At 70.2% G+C, this 16,599-nt stretch carries 19 protein-coding genes; 13 read left to right on the top strand and 6 right to left on the bottom strand.

What is annotated here, in order from left to right:
- Positions 1–74: 74 nt before the first annotated feature.
- The 5 genes from DQW50_RS12345 (at position 75) to DQW50_RS12325 (ending at position 3,789) form a co-directional block, all read left to right on the top strand.
- A complete protein-coding gene (locus tag DQW50_RS12345) occupies positions 75–596 on the top strand; it encodes a Mov34/MPN/PAD-1 family protein (RefSeq protein ID WP_112079583.1) in 522 nt (173 codons plus the stop codon).
- Complete coding sequence (locus tag DQW50_RS12340; RefSeq protein ID WP_112079582.1) at positions 593–1,021, top strand: adenylyltransferase/cytidyltransferase family protein; 429 nt, start codon at positions 593–595, stop codon at positions 1,019–1,021. The genes DQW50_RS12345 and DQW50_RS12340 overlap by 4 nt, the downstream gene beginning before the upstream one ends.
- An 88-nt stretch (positions 1,022–1,109) precedes the next feature.
- Positions 1,110–2,534: a heme o synthase gene (locus DQW50_RS12335; protein ID WP_112079581.1), complete on the top strand. Its 1,425-nt coding sequence runs from the start codon at positions 1,110–1,112 to the stop codon at positions 2,532–2,534.
- Between the two features lie 57 nt (positions 2,535–2,591).
- Positions 2,592–2,834 carry a SelT/SelW/SelH family protein gene (locus DQW50_RS12330; protein ID WP_112079580.1) on the top strand — a complete coding sequence of 81 codons (243 nt, stop codon included), beginning with the start codon at positions 2,592–2,594 and terminating at the stop codon, positions 2,832–2,834.
- A gap of 136 nt (positions 2,835–2,970) precedes the next feature.
- Complete coding sequence (locus DQW50_RS12325; protein WP_127341334.1) at positions 2,971–3,789, top strand: hypothetical protein; 819 nt, start codon at positions 2,971–2,973, stop codon at positions 3,787–3,789.
- 9 nt (positions 3,790–3,798) lie between these two features.
- Here DQW50_RS12325 and DQW50_RS12320 read toward each other — a convergent pair whose 3' ends face one another.
- Both DQW50_RS12320 and DQW50_RS12315 read right to left on the bottom strand, forming a co-directional pair.
- Positions 3,799–6,396 carry a cation-translocating P-type ATPase gene (locus tag DQW50_RS12320; protein ID WP_112079578.1) on the bottom strand — a complete coding sequence of 866 codons (2,598 nt, stop codon included), beginning with the start codon at positions 6,394–6,396 and terminating at the stop codon, positions 3,799–3,801.
- A gap of 80 nt (positions 6,397–6,476) precedes the next feature.
- Complete coding sequence (locus DQW50_RS12315; RefSeq protein ID WP_112079577.1) at positions 6,477–6,689, bottom strand: hypothetical protein; 213 nt, start codon at positions 6,687–6,689, stop codon at positions 6,477–6,479.
- A gap of 97 nt (positions 6,690–6,786) precedes the next feature.
- Between DQW50_RS12315 and DQW50_RS18195 the strand changes: the two genes are divergently transcribed.
- The 5 genes from DQW50_RS18195 (at position 6,787) to DQW50_RS12295 (ending at position 9,837) form a co-directional block, all read left to right on the top strand.
- A complete protein-coding gene (locus tag DQW50_RS18195; RefSeq protein ID WP_198664674.1) occupies positions 6,787–6,960 on the top strand; it encodes a hypothetical protein in 174 nt (57 codons plus the stop codon).
- A gap of 6 nt (positions 6,961–6,966) precedes the next feature.
- A complete protein-coding gene (locus tag DQW50_RS12310) occupies positions 6,967–7,479 on the top strand; it encodes a cytochrome c oxidase subunit II (protein WP_112079576.1) in 513 nt (170 codons plus the stop codon).
- Positions 7,476–9,296, top strand: a complete 1,821-nt coding sequence (locus DQW50_RS12305) for a b(o/a)3-type cytochrome-c oxidase subunit 1 (protein WP_112079575.1) — start codon at positions 7,476–7,478, stop codon at positions 9,294–9,296. The genes DQW50_RS12310 and DQW50_RS12305 overlap by 4 nt, the downstream gene beginning before the upstream one ends.
- Positions 9,293–9,508: a CbaC protein gene (locus DQW50_RS12300; RefSeq protein ID WP_112079574.1), complete on the top strand. Its 216-nt coding sequence runs from the start codon at positions 9,293–9,295 to the stop codon at positions 9,506–9,508. The genes DQW50_RS12305 and DQW50_RS12300 overlap by 4 nt, the downstream gene beginning before the upstream one ends.
- 83 nt (positions 9,509–9,591) lie before the next feature.
- The gene (locus tag DQW50_RS12295) at positions 9,592–9,837 is read left to right on the top strand and encodes a hypothetical protein (RefSeq protein ID WP_112079573.1); all 246 of its coding nucleotides are present in this window, start codon (positions 9,592–9,594) and stop codon (positions 9,835–9,837) included.
- 43 nt (positions 9,838–9,880) lie between these two features.
- On the opposite strand, the gene DQW50_RS12290 is transcribed toward DQW50_RS12295, so the two are convergent.
- From DQW50_RS12290 to DQW50_RS12280, 3 genes are all read right to left on the bottom strand, one after another.
- A complete protein-coding gene (locus DQW50_RS12290) occupies positions 9,881–10,687 on the bottom strand; it encodes a TrmB family transcriptional regulator (protein WP_112079572.1) in 807 nt (268 codons plus the stop codon).
- 139 nt (positions 10,688–10,826) lie between these two features.
- Positions 10,827–12,503 carry a DUF255 domain-containing protein gene (locus tag DQW50_RS12285; RefSeq protein WP_112079571.1) on the bottom strand — a complete coding sequence of 559 codons (1,677 nt, stop codon included), beginning with the start codon at positions 12,501–12,503 and terminating at the stop codon, positions 10,827–10,829.
- Between the two features lie 147 nt (positions 12,504–12,650).
- The gene (locus DQW50_RS12280; protein ID WP_241964413.1) at positions 12,651–12,965 is read right to left on the bottom strand and encodes a hypothetical protein; all 315 of its coding nucleotides are present in this window, start codon (positions 12,963–12,965) and stop codon (positions 12,651–12,653) included.
- A 337-nt stretch (positions 12,966–13,302) separates the two neighbouring features.
- Here DQW50_RS12280 and DQW50_RS12275 point away from each other — a divergent pair, with 337 nt between their 5' ends.
- Positions 13,303–14,358 (top strand): asparaginase, encoded by a 1,056-nt coding sequence (locus DQW50_RS12275; RefSeq protein WP_112079570.1) that lies wholly within the window; start codon positions 13,303–13,305, stop codon positions 14,356–14,358.
- A gap of 59 nt (positions 14,359–14,417) precedes the next feature.
- Positions 14,418–15,545, top strand: coding sequence for a hypothetical protein (locus tag DQW50_RS12270; RefSeq protein ID WP_112079569.1), 1,128 nt, complete (start codon positions 14,418–14,420; stop codon positions 15,543–15,545).
- A 14-nt stretch (positions 15,546–15,559) separates the two neighbouring features.
- Here the strand turns inward: DQW50_RS12270 and DQW50_RS12265 are convergent, their stop codons facing one another.
- Positions 15,560–16,042, bottom strand: coding sequence for a co-chaperone YbbN (locus DQW50_RS12265; protein ID WP_112079568.1), 483 nt, complete (start codon positions 16,040–16,042; stop codon positions 15,560–15,562).
- 91 nt (positions 16,043–16,133) lie between these two features.
- Between DQW50_RS12265 and DQW50_RS12260 the strand changes: the two genes are divergently transcribed.
- Positions 16,134–16,586 carry a pyridoxamine 5'-phosphate oxidase family protein gene (locus DQW50_RS12260; protein ID WP_112079567.1) on the top strand — a complete coding sequence of 151 codons (453 nt, stop codon included), beginning with the start codon at positions 16,134–16,136 and terminating at the stop codon, positions 16,584–16,586.
- Positions 16,587–16,599 lie beyond the last annotated feature (13 nt).

Below are 16,599 nucleotides of genomic sequence, written 5' to 3'. Positions count from 1 at the left end.
GTCGAGGTGGCGACGGCTCGGGCGCGGTCCGCCGGTCCGGAACCCATATCAGTCGACGGCGAGTCTCTCGAGACATGCGACTGTTCCGGCCGGACGACCTCCTCGGGATCGCCCGGGAGACGATGGAGTTCGTCCTCGAGGCCAGCGAGGAGACCCACCCCAACGAGTACATGGGGTTCCTCCGCGCGGACGACGCGGCCACCCTCGACATCGACCGAGACGGCCAGGTCATCACGGACGTACTCGTCATTCCCGGGACGGAGTCGAACCCGACGAGCGCGTCGGTCCGGACACACATGAAGCCGAACGACATGCGCTCGGTCGGGTCGGTTCACTCACACCCGAACGGCGTGCTCCAGCCCAGCGACGCCGACCTCGCGACGTTCGGCCAGGGCGAGGTCCACATCATCGTCGGCGCGCCCTACGGGTGGGGCGACTGGAAGGCGTTCGACAACGAGGGGAACCAGCGCCCCCTCGAGGTGCTCGACGTCGAGATGCCCGACGAGCACTTCTTCGATTTCACGCAGGAGGACATCGACCGCGAGCTGGGGGACGCGAACGACGGCCGGGGCGGCTTCTTCTCGTGGCTACGATGAGTCGGGTCGTCGCACAGGGGACCTTCGATCTGCTCCACCCCGGTCACGTCCATTACCTCGAGGACGCCGCGACGTACGGCGACGAGCTCCACGCGATCGTCGCCCGGGGGGCGAACGTCACCCACAAGGCGAAGCCGATCCTCTCGGACCGGCAGCGGCGGGACATGGTCTCAGCGCTCGCCGCCGTCGACGAGGCTCACCTCGGTCACGTCGAGGACATCTTCGTCCCGATCGAGGCGATCGACCCCGACGTCATCGTGCTCGGGTACGACCAACACCACGACGAGGAGGCTATCGAGGCCGCGCTCGCGGATCGGGGGATCGACTGCCGGGTGGAGCGAGCCTCCGGACGGGAGCCCCGCCACGACGACGAACTGCTCTCGACGGGCGACATCATCGACCGTATCCTCGAGAAACGAGGGTGACGGCCTCGAGTATCCCCACGGCGCGGGACGTCCGGACCGACCCGCGGAAGCGCGGGACATATATGGACCGACACCCAAGCCGATCCACGTGACGATACCCGACCGATTCCCCGCGGTCCTCGCCACGGCGACGATGGGCGTGTACCTCCTCGTCGTCGTCGGGGCGACGACCTCGCTGACGGACGCCGCGGCTGTCTGTGGCGGCTGGCCCGCCTGTGGGGGCGGCTACGCGCTCCCCGCGGAGCCGGGGGCCTGGATCGCGGTCGGCCACCGCGTGCTGGCGGCCGCCGTCGGCCTGTCCGTCGTCGCTGCCGCGGTTCTGGCGTGGCGCGACGGCGCGAGCCGCCGCGTCCGCGGCGCGCTCCTCCTCGCGCTCGCGTTGTTCCCGGCACAGGCCGGGATCGGCGCGGTCGTCGCCCTCGGTGACGGCTCGGTGTCGGTGCTCGGCCGGACGGTCCCGCTCGGGGCCGTCCACCTCGTCCTCGGCGTGACGATCTTCGCGAGCGTCCTCGCCGCGTTGGCGTGGTGGCTCGAGGCCACGACTGGCGACGTCGACGACGCGCCGACCGACTTCGAGCCGGGGACCGACCACCTGCCCCCGGTCGAAGACGCCCCCGAGCCGTCGGTGCCGACCGCGACGGGACCGCGACTGCGCGCGACCGCAACGGCGTACTTCCGGCTGATGAAGCCGCGGCTGATGTGGCTGCTCTGCCTGGTCGCCGCCGCCGCGATGGCGCTGGCCGGCGGTCCGGGGTTCACGCCGTACACGGTCACAGCGACGCTCGTCGGCGGAGCGCTCTCGATCGGCGCGTCGGGGACGTTCAACCACGTGTTCGAACGCGACGTCGACAAGCGGATGCAGCGGACCAACGACCGCCCGCTGGCGACCGACCTCGTCCCGGTCCCGCACGCGCTCGCGTTCGGCGGGCTGTTGACGGCGGTCTCGCTGGGGCTGTTCTGGACCGTGAACCCCCTGACCGCCGCGCTCGGGCTGGTCGCGATCGTGTTCTACAGCGTCGTGTACACGCTGGTGTTGAAGCCGAACACCGTCCAGAACACCGTCATCGGCGGGGCAGCGGGGGCGCTCCCGGCGCTCATCGGCTGGGCGGCGGTCACCGGCGAGGTCGGTAGTGGCGGGCTACTGCTCGCGGCCGTGATCTTCCTGTGGACGCCCGCGCACTTCTACAACCTCGCGTTGGCGTACAAGGACGACTACGAGCGCGGCGGGTTCCCGATGATGCCCGTCGTACACGGCGAGACCGCCACCCGGCGGCACATCCTCTGGTACCTCGGCGCGACGTTCGTCGCCGCGGTCGCGCTCGCGGCCGTCGCCGATCCGCTCGGCGCGCTGTACGCGACCGTGGGCGTCGTCCTCGGCGCAGTCTTCCTGTGGGCCGTCGTCCGGCTCCACTACGAGCGGAGCGAGTCCGCGGCGTTCCGCGCGTTCCACGCCTCCAACGCGTACCTCGGGCTCCTGTTGTTCGCGGTCGTGCTCGACGCGCTCGTGGTCTGAACCGGGGATCCGCGGGGGCGGCCGTTTTATGCCGTCTCGCCCGCAATACGGGAGCGTATGACACGAGTCGAGGTCGAGTACTGCGTACCGTGCGGCATGCTGGATCGGGCACAGGACGTCTCGCGGGCGGTCCTCGAGCAGTTCGGGGAGGAACTCGACGAGGTCGCGCTCGTGACCGGCGACCACGGGATATTCGTCGTCCGCGTCGACGGCGAGGTCGTCTTCGACAAGGACGAGGACGGCTACGACGTCGACGGGATCGTTCGCGCGGTGAAACCGCACGTCGGCGCGACCGCGTGAGTCGGATCGTCCCCCGGTAGACGGCCGATCGGACCGGACCCGTCGACGTGGAGAACGCCCCCGCGATCGTCACGGGGGAGCGCGCTGGGCGTGTCGGGCGGAAAGTAATTGTTGTTTGCTAACAAACGACGAGCCGATGATGGAGAGAACGGGTCCACGGTCCGGTGACGGCGGACGCTCCGTCGACGAGGGGAGCGTCGGCGAAGACGACGGATCCGGGTCGTCGTCCACCCCCGACGCGACGTCCGCCCCCGACGCGACGTCCGCCCCCGACGCGACGTCCGCCCCGGACGACCACCCGGCGGGAAACGACGAGCCGGTGGGCGACGACGAATCGGCGGCCGACGGCGGCGGAGTCGAGTGGAGGGACCGGACGTGGTACCGGTCGAAACTCGGGCTCGCGGTCGTCGCGGCCGACTTCCTCGCGACCGCGGCCCTCGCCTGGACGAGCGTCACCCCCGGCATCGACATCTCCGCCGGGTCGGACCGGATCGTCGCCCCCGCGGTGCTCGTCTTCAGCCTGCTCGGCGCGCTGGGGTTCGTCTTCACGGCGCTCATCGACGACTTCGACGCCAGCGTCGGCGACGTGCTACGATACAACTTCCGGCTACCCGCCGCGCTACCGCTCGGCGTCGGGGTGTTCCTGCTCTCGGACGTCGTCCTCGATGGAGTGGCGGCCGACGACGCCCTCGTCCTCGGCACGGTCTTTCTCACCGGGCTCTACGTCAACCTCGCGTACAAGCGGCTCGGGGCGTTAGCGCGGCGTCTGTTGCCGGGTGACGGTACCGAACGAGGTTCCGACGGGAACCGAGGAAGAAACGACGACGGCGACGGCGGAACCGGCCGCGACGGCGGCGGAACCGCCCGTGGTGACGGGGGAACCGACCGCGACGACGGCGAAACCGACGATCGGACCGTCCCGGATCGGGGGAACGGCGACCGAACCGCGGAGTGAGCCGGCGGGTCACTCCCTACCGACGACCGACCGCGCCGAGTTGCTCACGACGAGCAGGCTGCTCGTCCCCATCGCGAGCGCGGCCAGGAGCGGGTTGAGCGCCCCGGAGACCGCGAGCGGGATCGCGATCGCGTTGTAGGCGAACGCCCACCCGAGGTTCTCCCGTATCCGCCGGTTCGTCCCGCTCGTGACGTCGAACAGCTCCGGGATCGCGGCGAGACGGTCCTCCAGGAGGACGGCGTCGGCGGCGTCGGCCGCGAGGTCGGTCCCGCTCGCGACGGAGATACCGAGGTCGGCGGCCGCGAGCGCCGGCGCGTCGTTACTGCCGTCGCCGACCATCGCGACGCGTTCTCTCGCGCCGATGCGCCGGACCGTCTCGGCTTTCGCCTCCGGCGGGACCTCCGAGAAGACCTCGTCGATCGCGGGGTGTTCCGCGAAGCGCCGCGCGGCGGCGGCCGAGTCGCCGGTGAGCACGACGACGCGCTTCCCGCGGTCGTCGAGGTCGGTCACGAGCGCCTCCCAGCCCTCGCGGACGTCGTCGCCGACGACGAGGACGCCCCGGACGCGCCCCTCCCAGCCGACGAGGACGGCGACGTTCCCGTCCGCCCGCGCGCGCTCGCTCGCCTCGCGGAGCCGGTCGGGGAGCGCCCACCCGCGGTCCTCGAAGAGCGAGCGGTGGCCGACGACGACGCGGTCGCCGTCGACCCGACCCTCGACGCCGCGGTCCGTGACGGCGACGTCGGCGACGTCGACCCCGAGATCGATCCCGTCGAGGGACCCTTCCATCGGGTCGGCCGACTCCCCCGCCGGGTCGGCCGGAGCGACCGTCCCGTCCCCGAGGGGCCCGCCGACCGCGGGTTCGGTCCCGCCATCGACGACTGCGGGGGCCGACGGGTCGGCCGGTCCGGCCCCCGCCGCGAACCCGTCCACGATCGCCTCGGCGATCGGGTGCGCGGAGGCCCGTTCGAGCGCGGCGGCCCGCCGGAGGGCCCGGTTGGCGTCGGTTGACGAACCGCCGGTCCGGTCCTCCGCGTCCCGGTCCGCCGTGTCCCGATCCGCTGTGTTCCGGTCCGCCGCGTCCCGATCCGTAACGTCCCGGTCCGCCACAGCCACGTCCCCTTCGACGACCGTCTCGAGCAGTCGCATCTCCCCGTCGGTGAGCGTGCCGGTCTTGTCGAGCACGACCGCGTCGATCTCGGCACCGGCCTCGAAGACGGCGTCGGAGACGATCACGATCCCCCGGCGGGCGGCGTCGCGGACCCCCGCCGCGATCGCGAGCGGCGTCGCCAGTCCGAGCGCACAGGGACACGAGACGATGAGCACGGTGAGCGCGACGAGCGCCGCGTCCGTCGGGGAGCCGCCGACCGCCAGCGTGCCCGCGCCGGCGACGAGCGCGACCGCCACCACCAGCGGGACGAACACGGTCGCCAGCCGGTCGACGAGCCGCTGGATCCCCGAGCGGGAGCTCTGGATGTCCCACAGCAGGCGCACGAGGGTGTCGAGCGTGCTCGTCGCGTCCTCGCCCACCTCGACCACGACCGGCGCGTCCGTGACGACGGTCCCCCCGCGAACCGTGTCCCCCGGGCGTTTCGTCGCCGGGAGCGACTCGCCGGTCACGAGCGCCTCGTCGACGGCGGCGGTCCCCTCGGCGACCGTCCCGTCGAACGGGACGCGTTCGCCGGGACGGACGAGCAACCGGTCCCCCGGCTCGACCGCCTCCGTCGGGACCGACTCGCCCGACTCCCGTCGGGCCTCGCGTTCGGCCGCGGTCGTCAGCTCCGAGAGCATCCCGGTCGCGCGCGATTTGATCCGCGACTCGTAGCCGTTGCCCGCGGTGACAACGAGGATCACGGCGATCGTCACGTCGAAGTAGAGGTCGGTCCGGCCGACGAGCATCGCGAGCGTGCTGTACGTGTAGGAGCTGACGGCCGCGAGCGACACCAGGAGATCCATGTTCGGCCGGCCGGCCCGCAGGCTCACGTACGCGCCGCGGAGGATCGGGTACCCCGTGTAGAACAGGACGATGGAGGTGAAAAGCCAGATCTGCGTGAACAGGTACAGCCCGCCCACGCCCCCCAGATCGAGGAGCGGGTCGTAGCCGAAGTAGGTCGGGTATAAAAAGAGGACGTACCACAGCATCGCCATCATCCCGAAGAAGCCGCCGCCGATGAGGAAGCGGACCACGTCGACGTCGTCGCCCGCGGGTTCGGGGTCGGCGCGGTCGCTCGCCGTGTAGCCGGCGACGGAGAGCGTCTCCGGTAGCTCCCCCGCCGTCACCCGGTCGGGGTCGTACTCGACGCGGATCGTGTCGGTGGCGTAGCTGGCCTCCGCGGCCGCGACCCCCTCGCGTTCGGCGGCGGTCAACTCGAGGAACGACTCGCAGGTCGCACAGTGCATCCCGTCGACGTGGAGGAACGCCGTCTCGCCGTCGAAGTCGTCCGGCGGCTCCGCGTCCGGGGTTCGCTCCTCGAGGTCCGCGACGTCCTCCACGTCGTCGAGCGAGCGCGCCACGGCGAGACACCCCCGACAGCAGTACTCGCCGTCGACGGCCGGGTCGGTGTGCGGGTCCGATCCCGTGGGGAGGTCACAGAGGGTACAGTTCGACATGGGTGGTGGCGTCCGATCCGTCGACCGTGGGCGTCGGGGGTCCCCCCGGCCCGACCGAACGGCCGGCGGGGTTCGACCGCTTACGCGTCCTCGAGGTCGCTCGGTTCGAGCCTGGCGTCGTCGCCGCCGGGACGGAGGCTACCGCCGGTGGCGACCCGGAGGCTCGCCCAGATGATCACCACGTTGACGAACGTGACGGCGACGACGTACTCAGCGCGCGAGGCGAGGTAGGCCGCTGCCGGGAGCAGTCCGCCGAGCACCAGGAAGACCGCCTGCTGGAGCGAGAAGTCCATGCTGGTACGTATGTGGCCGTCAGCATATAATCCAAGCGGATTTTCAAGCTACGGGAACGGGTAGATATTATATGGTAGCCTGCCCGTAATCGGATCTATGAGCCGAACCGAGACGGCAGGGGCGTCGGTGGACGACGCGAGCGGCGACGAGGAGTTCGATCCCGTCGGCACGCTCGCGCTCATCGCGGTGTACTTCGCGATCCTTCTGATCGCATGGGTGTACATCTACTTCATCGAGTTCCTCGGCCGTGACCTGGTCGTGGTGGGGTGACACGGGATGCACATTCACGCCTACGAGAAGATCTGGCTCGCGCTCTCCATCGTGTTGATCCTGCTGCTCCTCGGGTCCGTCACCTACGGCGCGGTCGGCCCCGGCGTGGCGATGGTCGCCGACAGCGAGGCCCAGATCGACGCGAACGCGCTGGACGAGGACGACCGCTTCGCCGAGCCGCGCGTGGAACAGGTCGGTGAGAACGAGTACGAGGCGTACGTCGTCAGCTACCAGTTCGGGTTCGACCCGAGCCCGATCGTCGTCCCGGAGAACAGCACCGTCACGCTCCAGATAACCTCGCGTGACGTGATCCACGGCTTCGAGGTGGCCGGGACGAACGCGAACACGATGGCCGTTCCGGGCGAGGTCGCGGAGATAACCGTCGAGGTCGGCGAGCCACAGGAGTACGGGATCGTCTGTAACGAGTACTGCGGGGCCGGCCACCACGGCATGGAGGGGAAACTCCACGTCGTGACCGAAGAGGAGTTCGAGTCGGAAGACGGGGGTGACAGCGAATGAGCGACGCGCTCGAAGCGGAGGAGACGTTCCTCGATAGGTACCCGGCGGAAGCGAAGGTCGTTCGGTCGGCGTTCCTCGGGTCCTTCCTCGCGCTCACGCTGGGGGCGATCTTCGGCATCATCCAGACGCTCCACCGGACCGGGATCTTCCGCGGGCTCATCGACTCCAGCGACTACTACACGGTGCTCACCGCACACGGCGTCTTCTTGGTGATCAGCTTCACCGTCTTCTTCCTCGTCGGCCTGTTCACCTGGGCCGTGGTCCGCAGTCTCGACCGGCCGCTCGTGAACATCAAGATCACGTGGACGTGGTACCTGCTCATGGCCGGCGGAATGACGATGACGGGGATCTCCATCCTCGCCGGGTTGACCGACGCGATCGACATGAGCGCGGACGTCCTGTACACGTTCTACGCGCCGCTTCAGGCACACCCCCTGTTCTACACCGGACTCGCCGTGTTCATCGTCGGGTCGTGGCTCGCCGGGGCGGACTGGTTCCGCACGTGGCTCGCGTGGCGCGAGGACAACCCCGGCGAGCGGATCCCGCTCCAGACGTTCATGGTGTTGACCACCATGATCATGTGGTACATCGCCTCCTCGGCGGTCGCCGCGTCGGTGCTGATCTTCCTCCTTCCCTGGTCGCTCGGGCTGATCGAGTCGGTGAACCCGACGCTCACCCGGACGCTGTTCTGGTTCTTCGGCCACCCGGTGGTCTACTTCTGGCTGATGCCCGCGTACCTGCTGTGGTACACGGTCCTCCCGTCGATCGCCGGCGGGCGGCTGTTCAGTGACCCCCTCGCACGGGTGGTCTTCGTCCTCTTCCTGCTGTTATCGACCCCGGTCGGTATCCACCACCAGTACCTCGACCCCGGCATCGCCGAGGGGTTCAAGTTCATCTCGATGACGAACACGATGTTCCTGCTGTTGCCGAGCCTGCTCACCGCGTTCACCGTCGTCGCGAGCGTCGAGTACGGGGCTCGGCAGCGCGGCGGCACCGGGGTCTTCGGCTGGCTCCGGTCGCTCCCGTGGCGGGACCCGGCGTTCACCGGGATGATGCTGGCGGGACTGATGTTCGCGGCCGGCGGGTTCTCGGGGATGGTCAACGCCGGCATGAACATCAACTACATGATCCACAACACGATCTGGGTGCCCGGCCACTTCCACCTCACCGTGGGGACCGCGGTGGCGCTCACGTTCATGGCTGCGACCTACTGGCTCTGGCCGCAGATCACGAACAAGCCGGTGTACAGCCGACAGATCGGGCTGTTCCAGGTCGTCCTCTGGTTCATCGGGATGGCGCTCATGTCGAACGCGATGCACGCACAGGGGCTTCTCGGCGTCCCCCGGCGGACCGCCGAGCCGGAGTACTCCGGCTTCGAGTACCCGGTCGCGTTCGGCGGCTTCGAGGAGCTGAACGTTCAGATCGCGATCGGTGGGACGCTGTTGTTCCTCTCGACCGTCCTGTTCATCGGGAACCTCGTGCTCACGATGGGGAACCCGCGCGTCTCCGGGCTGGCGGAGACGATCCGGCCCGCGCTGTCCGGCCCCGACGACGCCCCGAAGGTGCTCGACGACCTCCGGATCTGGGTCGGGATCGCCGTGACCCTCGTCGTGCTCGCGTACGCGCTCCCGCTCGCGGCGATCATCAACGACGGCGGGCTACTCGGCCCCGGCGTCGGGACGTACCCGGTGTGGATCGACACGGCAGTCGGCGCGCTCGCGGAGGTCGCCGTTCCGGCGGCGTGGTCGCTCGTCGACGCGCTCGCGTTCGTCGGCGCCCGCCTCCTCGAGGCGGCGGCTTCGGGGGTGATGGCGTGAACGTCGACATCACCCGCGGCGGATTACTCGTCGGGCTCGCGGTCTTCGGCGTCATCGTCTACGAACTTCGGACGGTGCTCGACGCCCTCGGCCTCAGTCTCCCCATCGTCCCGTACATGGCCGGCGTGTTCGTCCTCGCCGGGCTCGCGGTCTGGCTCGTGGTGCTCTCCGGCGGCTGGCGGACCGATCCCGAACCCGACGAGGCCGGCTGACCCGGCGGTCCGGGTCGTTCCGGGGCGTCCGATCCCGGGGGATCGACCGGAGCGGTTTTGCCTATCTACCCCCTCGATCCGGTATGGACCGAACGCGCGTCGTCGTCCGCTGTGCGGAGTGTCGGTTCGAGGCGACACACGACCGACTTCGGACGGCCAGAGAGACCCTCGCGACCCACGAGGCCGACACCGGGCACGCCGTCGACTGGCGGATCGAGTCGCTCGCGCCGGGCGTCGAGCGGGCCGGCGCGGACGCCGGCGTGTGTGGTCTGCCGGCGCGCGCGAACGCCGATTCGCCGCTCGTCGATCCGGGCGACGCCGACCGCTGAGGTCGGCGGAGCGGCGTGGCGGAACGCGGTCGGTTTCGGGCGGTCACCCGATAGAGAGCGCCTCCGCCGCTGTCCACCGCGGCTCGAACTCCTCGCTCACGCTGGCGGCGAACTCGGCATCTTTGATGTCGATCATCGCGAAGGGCTCCTCCCCCGAGAGAGGATGTGGCACCTCGATACACACCTCGATCCCGTCGAAGACGTTGAACGTCCCGTCGACGCCCGGCGCCGTCCGAACGGAGAACCCGTCGTTGTCGGCGAGTTCGGCGGTGTACCGGCGGCCGACGCTTCGCGGGAGCGCGTCGACCGTCTCCGGCGACAACAACACCCGGACCTCGACGCCGCGGTCGAGCGCCGCCTCCAGCTCCGCGGTCACCCGGTCGCCGACCGTACCGAGGTCGAAGCCGGTCGCGGGCGCGCCCGCGACCACGACCATTCGGCGTTCCGCGGCCGCGATCCGTTCCAACAGCAGGTCCGTGGCGTCCTCCGCGCCGACGGCGGCCGTCCAGAACTCGCCGTCGACGGGGTCGGTGGCGTCGAGCTCGCTCGAGAGCTCCTCGACGACCGACGCGTACTGGTCGGCCCGGGCGTCGAGCTCGCGTCGTTTCTCCTCGAGCAGTCGGTCCAGGGCGGTGTCGGGCTCGACGCCGACGTACTTCTTCGGACGGCTCGCCGCCTGACTCCGGACGAGGTCGTGATTTTCGAGACTGTTGAGCACGTCGTAGATCCGACCCATGGGGACCTCGCTGGCCCGCGACAGGTCCTTCGCCGTCGTCGGCCCAGTCCGCAACAAGGCGCGGTACGCGCGGGCCTCGTACTCCGACAGTCCGAGGTCACGGAGGGATGCCATACCCCACGGTGTCGTGGTGCCGATATAAACGCGTCGAAGGTTTACACGGATTCCATCGGAGGGCCGATCCGCGAGGCGACGGTTCCGGGACGGTACGTGCCCGGTGCGTCGCTGGGCTTCGGCTACTCGAGGACGCGTGTCACTCGACCGTCTCCGCGACGCGGACCATCAACTCGTCCGGCGTTGTCGCCGGCGCGGAGACGGCGTCGCCGGCGGTCACGACGGCGGACCCCTCCGGGACGGTTCGCGGCGCGGACGCGTCCTCGCGGTGGGCGTTCGGAACGACGACCTTCTCGTGGTCGGCGACCCGCCAGGCTGCCCGGTGGAGGTCGCTTCCGGGCTCGGTCCCGACGACGATGACGGTCGTTCCGCGGAGCAGCCGACCCACGAGGCTCCCGTACGCCGCGACCTGAACCCCGAGTCGGTCGGTCGCGCCCGCGAACGACTCGGCGGTCTCGCGGGCGACCGCCCGGTAGCGGTCCTCGCCGGTGAGCGCTGCGAGGTCGACGAGCGCGGACGCCAGCTCCACGTTGCCGTCGAGCGGCCTGAAGGGTCGGTCGAGCAGCCCGGCACCCGAACGCGGTCCGTCGACGAACGAGCCGTCGACGTGGAGCTCCCGGATCGCCCGGTCGGCGACCGCGCGGGCGACGTCGGCGCCCGCACCGAGCACCCCGACAGCGCGGACGTACGCGCCCACCACCCGCGAGACGTCCTCGAGGAGGTCGCTCGGGGCGACGTCGCCGGTCCCGTCGTCCCCGTCCGTCGACCGGTAGTGGGTCACGAGGCCGGTGTCGGCGTCGATCAGGTCGCGTTCGAGGCCGTCGAGGATTCGTTCGGCGTACTCTCGGGCGCGATCGTCGTCGGTGTACGCCGCGAAGGTCAAGAGCGCGTCGGCCGAGAGCGCGTTCGCGCCGGCGAAGACGGTGAGGTCGCGACGGGGCGGGTCGAGTTCCGTGCGGTCCTCGGCGGACGCGGCGTAGTAGGCCCGTCCGAGCCCCGGACCGAGGCTCCCGCCGACGCCGTAGCCGGTCCAGAGGTCGTCGGTGAGGAAGTCGATCGCCGCCACAGCGGGCTCACGATACGCATCGTCGCCGGTGTAGAGATAGGCGTTCGCGAACGCCCGCGTCACCGCCGCGTTCGTGTCGGCCGGCTTCTCGTAGGCCACGTCGCTCCAGTCGCGCGTCCCGGCGAACCGGAAGAAGCCGCCGGCGACGTCGTCGGCGAGGTGGTCGCGGACGGCGTCGAGGGTGCGCAGCGCGCGGTCGCGGTCGCGTTTCAGCGCGAACTCGACGGTGCGGGGAAGCGGGAACTTGGCGTCGGTTCCCCAGCCGGCGTACTCCTCGTCGTACTTGTTCTCGAGCTGGCCGGCGAGGTGGCTCTCGACCGCCTCGGAGAGCTCGCCGGCCGGCGGTCGGTCGCCGTTGAGTGCGCGGGGTATCCGGCCGGCTGTACGACCCTGCTCGTTCCACAGCTCCCGGACGGATTCGAGCACCTGGCGCATCCCGTCGACGCCGAGGTAGCCCGCGCCGGTGAGCAGTTCGCCGTCGGGCGTGAGGAAGGCGGTCGTCGGGAACCCGCCCATGTTGTACCGTTCGCGGACTCGGGGGCAGCGGTCGACGTCGACCCGGACCGGGACGAACCACTCGTTCACGTTGGCGGCGATGCGCGGCTCGGCGTAGGTGGTCGCGTCCATCTCGTGACAGCCCTCACACCAGGTGGCCGAAAGCGAGAGGAGGACCGGGCAGTCCCGCCCGTCGGCCTCGGCGAACGCCTCGCGGCCCCACCCGCGCCACTCGACCCGCGTCGCGTCGGTCATGGATCACGCTCCGGTCGGGGGGTGGGTAAGCGCTTCGAGACGGCGCGCGATGGAAAGACAGTGGAGGGCGAACGCGGTGGAGGGCGAACGCGGTGGAGGGCGAACGCGGTGGAGGGCGAGAGGCGACGGTCCTCGATCCGGACGGCGTCAGGCGTCTCTCTCGTCGACGCGGTCGCCGTCCGGCGGCCCGGACGCGTTGCTCACGCCGGCGGCCGGAACACCGTGGTCACGGCTTGAGCCGGGGTCGTAGTCGTGACCGACCGCGAGCGCGACCGCGTTCGCGGCCAACAACCCCACGAAGAGCAGGCCGTTCGTTCGGTCGAGCCCGGCGTGCAGGAGGAACGGGTAGCCGACCGGGATAACGATCGCCGCCCAGAACGCCAGGGCTCTAACGGTACGGCTCATCCGCTCCGCGAGGGGGAACGTGAGGGGGATGCGTTTGAGGGGGACACGAGTGGACATCTGACGATTTTCCCAAGGGGCGGTACCCACATATAGCCCGCCGAGGGTTCGGTGTAATTCACACCTTGTATCGTGTTTCGCGACGTTTTAAAACTCTCTCAGAAACAGTTAAAAGGTTTATCGAGTTCTCTGGATATTTTTTCAATAATAATAAATACGAATATATAAGCCGAGAGATCCGAGGCGAACGGGGGCTCTCGAGGGGGGAACGGCGATCGGTCGGCGGTTGGCGGAGTCGGTAGCCGACGACTATACTCGTCCGCGTCCCTCGTGAATCGCCGAAACCCCCGCCTGCCGAGGGGCGAAGCGATTTACCCCTGCCGCGGAACCGTCGGTCATGGCGAGTGACGAGACTACCGAGGGCGGACGGCACGGAGACGACACGCGACCGCACGTGTGCGTCGTCGCCTGCGGGGGGACGATCGCGTCGGAACCGGGCGACGACGGCGCCGCGCCGGCGAAGACCGGGTCGGACCTCGTGTCGGCGGTTCCAGGCGTCGGGACGTACGCGACCGTGTCGGCCCGTGAGGTGTGTTCACAACCGGGGTTCGACGTGCGCTGGCGCGACGTGTTCGCGACCGCGGCCACGGCGCGGGAGGCGGTCGAGGAGGGTGCGGACGGGATCGTCGTCACCCACGGGACCGACACGCTGGCGGACACCGCCTACGCGCTCGACGTCCTCACGGACCTGCCCGCGCCGGTCGTGGTGACGGGCGCGCAACGCCGCCTCGACGAGCCCTCGAGCGACGTGCCGGCGAACCTGACGCTCGCGGTCCGGACGGCCGCCGACGACCGGTTCGCGCGGGGCGTCCACGTCGCGTTCGACGACGAGGTTCACGCCGGCCGCGACGTCGTGAAGGGCCACAGCAACGCGCTCTCGACGATGGCCTCGCCGGCGACGGCGCCGGTCGCGACGTTCACCCGCGCTGGGTCCGACCTCGTCCGCGAGCCGCACCGGGGGGTCGCGGTCGACCCGCTCTGTGGGCCGGACGGGCCGATCGACCCCTCGGACCCGGCCGCCGCGGCCGACCGCGTTCCCGAGGTCCCCGTGGTCCACTCGGGGACGGGAGCGAGCGCGGCGGGTATCGACCGCGCGCTCACAGCCGGCGTGGGCGGGATCGTGATCGAGGGGACCGGCCTCGGCAACGCCACGGCCGCGATCGGCGACGCCGTCGCGGAGGCGGTCGAGGAGGTGCCCGTCGTCGTCGCCGGGCGACCCGCCGGGCCGACCGAACCGGTGTACGGCACGCCGGGCGGGGCGGTCACGCTCGCGGACCACGGCGTCGTCTTCGCCGGCGACCTCCCGGCCGCGAAGGCCCGCGTCGGGTTGGCGCTCGGGCTGGCCGCCGGCGTCGAACGGGAGGACCTACCTCGGGTGTTCGGCCGGCCGTAGCACAGAGAGTCGTTTGTGCCTACACGAAGCCCTTATCCGACAACGTCGTACCGGCGGGTATGAGACGGCTTACTCGACGGTCGACGCTTCGGGGCATCGGGACGACCGCCGGAGTCGTCGGCACCGCCGGACTCGCGGGATGTCTCGGTCGGTCCGCGCCCGGGACCGGCGATGACGGCGGGGACGGCGTGGACCCCGACACGGCGGTCCATCGGGTCGACAGCGCGCTCTCCGGGCCGGCGTGGCGGCGGACGGAGCGGCCGGGGTTTGTGACCCTGTTCACCGACCGGACCGCAGTCCTGTGGTTCCTCCGGGAGGCGCGCCCCGAGACGAACGAATTCGTCGACGGGACCGACTTCGAGGAGTCGGTCCTCGCGTACGTCGAGTCGGTGGGCCGGAACACCTGCGAGCGACGCCTCGAGTTCGCGGACGTCGCCGTCGACGGGGGAACCCTGACCGCGGACGCGACCGTGGTCGACACCGCCGACGAGGACACCGCGTGCGGCGAGGCGATCACCTACTCCGGGGCGTTCCTTCGGGTCACGACCGACCCGCTACCGAACGCGGTCCGGATCGCGGTGACCGACGGGTGGGGGAACGGTGCCGAACTGACCGGCGAGGACGGCGTTCGCGACCCGTCGGCGCTCGACGGGTTCGTCCGACCGGACGGCGACCCGCCGAACGTTCCCGGACCGCTCGACTGTCCGGACGACGTCTTCGAGCGGCATCCGCCCTTCCACGACGGGGACGTAAACTGGGGCTCTGGTGGCGGCGTCGACGAGGGAGCGGGGCTCGAACTCCGCGTCGTCGGGACCGGCGGCGCGAGTACTCCTGACGAGGCGCGACGGTTCGAGCGGGGCGATCCGTTCCGCGTCGAGATGACGAACGTCTCCGCGCGGCCGGTCGGCGTCGGCAACCACGCCAAGTACACCCTCGAAGTGGAGACGGAGGACGGGTGGACCGACGTGCGCGGGAGCGACGACGGTCGGTTCGAGTACACCGACGAGCTGCTCTCGACGCCGCCGGGCGAGACCGTCAAGTGGTCGTTCACGATGGACGAGGAGGGACTGGTCGCCGAGCACCCGAACGACGGCCTCCGGGTGTGTCCGGACCTCGAACCCGGACGGTACCGGTTCGTCTTCTTCGGCGCGGACGACCTCGCGGTCGCGTTCGACTACGTCGGGTGACGCGGTTCGCCCGTTCAGGCCGCGTTGTTTGCGATCGCTGACTCGAGCGTGGTTCGGTCTTGTGCGCCGACGAACCGCTCGACCGGCTCGCCGTTCGCGTACACGAGGAACGTCGGTACGCCCCGAGCGCCGAGCTGTTGAGCCAGCGCGGGCAACCCGTCGACGTCGACCTTCGCGACGACCGCGTCGGTCTCGACCGCGAGCGACTCGACGGTCGGCTCCATCAGTTGACACGGGCCACACCAGTCGGCGTAACAGTCCACTAACACGACGTCGTGCTGGCCGACGAGCTGCTGGAACTCCTCGACGCTTTCGACCTCGACCGGCTCGGCCGGCGTCTCGGATCCGCCGTCGGACCCGCCGGCACCGTCGACGTCGGAGCCAACGGCACCGTCGACGTCGGACCCGCCGTTCGCCTCGGATTCGATCCGTTCGAGGAGCTCCCGACGCTTGCGCTCGCGGATCCGCTCGCGCTCGCTTCGTTCGGATTCACTCATACAGCAATATTGTGCCTTCTGAACAATATAGGTTGTGGTCGTCGAGGTTGGTGTGGCGGAGGTATATGACGACGCGTGTCGTAAGTGGTGTATGGCCGACATCGACGCGGTCCGCATGGACGACGACGAGCGCGACGAGTTCCTCGGCCGGTCGGGAACCGGCGTCATCTCGCTCGCGACGCCCGAAAGCGAACCACCCCACAGCGTCCCGGTCTCGTACGGCTACGACCCGGTCGAGTCGGTCCTCTACTTCAGGCTCTCGCACGGCCCGGACCGGACGAAGGGCGAACTCGACGGCCGTGAGGCCACGTTCGTGACCTACGGGGAGGTCGAGGGTCGGTGGCGGAGCGTCGTGGCGAGCGGTCGGCTGGTGTCGACGACGGACGAATCGGTGGCGGGGGAGACCATCGAAGGGCTGGAGCGGACCGGGAGGATACCGATCGTCGACGTCTTCGGCGAGCCCACGAGCGACGTTGCCTTCGCGTTCTACCGGCTCGACCCCGAGCGGTTCACGACCCGGATCGAGCGGTCGATGGAGCCGTGAGGGCGGACGCGTT

The sequence above is a fragment of the Halorubrum sp. 48-1-W genome (assembly GCF_003287355.1).
Classification (GTDB): Archaea; Halobacteriota; Halobacteria; order Halobacteriales; family Haloferacaceae; genus Halorubrum.
Note: the sequence above shows the minus strand (reverse complement) of the source record. Positions and strands in the feature narration are given on the sequence as shown.

Bases quoted from the DNA above. Each gene is read 5' to 3' on its own strand.
- DQW50_RS12345 (WP_112079583.1), top strand. From the start codon at position 75: ATGCGACTGTTCCGGCCGGACGACCTCCTCGGGATCGCCCGGGAGACG.
- DQW50_RS12340 (WP_112079582.1), top strand. From the start codon at position 593: ATGAGTCGGGTCGTCGCACAGGGGACCTTCGATCTGCTCCACCCCGGT.
- DQW50_RS12330 (WP_112079580.1), top strand. From the start codon at position 2,592: ATGACACGAGTCGAGGTCGAGTACTGCGTACCGTGCGGCATGCTGGAT.
- DQW50_RS12325 (WP_127341334.1), top strand. From the start codon at position 2,971: ATGATGGAGAGAACGGGTCCACGGTCCGGTGACGGCGGACGCTCCGTC.
- DQW50_RS12320 (WP_112079578.1), bottom strand. From the start codon at position 6,396: ATGTCGAACTGTACCCTCTGTGACCTCCCCACGGGATCGGACCCGCAC.
- DQW50_RS12315 (WP_112079577.1), bottom strand. From the start codon at position 6,689: ATGGACTTCTCGCTCCAGCAGGCGGTCTTCCTGGTGCTCGGCGGACTG.
- DQW50_RS18195 (WP_198664674.1), top strand. From the start codon at position 6,787: ATGAGCCGAACCGAGACGGCAGGGGCGTCGGTGGACGACGCGAGCGGC.
- DQW50_RS12310 (WP_112079576.1), top strand. From the start codon at position 6,967: ATGCACATTCACGCCTACGAGAAGATCTGGCTCGCGCTCTCCATCGTG.
- DQW50_RS12305 (WP_112079575.1), top strand. From the start codon at position 7,476: ATGAGCGACGCGCTCGAAGCGGAGGAGACGTTCCTCGATAGGTACCCG.
- DQW50_RS12295 (WP_112079573.1), top strand. From the start codon at position 9,592: ATGGACCGAACGCGCGTCGTCGTCCGCTGTGCGGAGTGTCGGTTCGAG.
- DQW50_RS12290 (WP_112079572.1), bottom strand. From the start codon at position 10,687: ATGGCATCCCTCCGTGACCTCGGACTGTCGGAGTACGAGGCCCGCGCG.
- DQW50_RS12285 (WP_112079571.1), bottom strand. From the start codon at position 12,503: ATGACCGACGCGACGCGGGTCGAGTGGCGCGGGTGGGGCCGCGAGGCG.
- DQW50_RS12280 (WP_241964413.1), bottom strand. From the start codon at position 12,965: ATGTCCACTCGTGTCCCCCTCAAACGCATCCCCCTCACGTTCCCCCTC.
- DQW50_RS12275 (WP_112079570.1), top strand. From the start codon at position 13,303: ATGGCGAGTGACGAGACTACCGAGGGCGGACGGCACGGAGACGACACG.
- DQW50_RS12270 (WP_112079569.1), top strand. From the start codon at position 14,418: ATGAGACGGCTTACTCGACGGTCGACGCTTCGGGGCATCGGGACGACC.
- DQW50_RS12265 (WP_112079568.1), bottom strand. From the start codon at position 16,042: ATGAGTGAATCCGAACGAAGCGAGCGCGAGCGGATCCGCGAGCGCAAG.
- DQW50_RS12260 (WP_112079567.1), top strand. From the start codon at position 16,134: ATGGCCGACATCGACGCGGTCCGCATGGACGACGACGAGCGCGACGAG.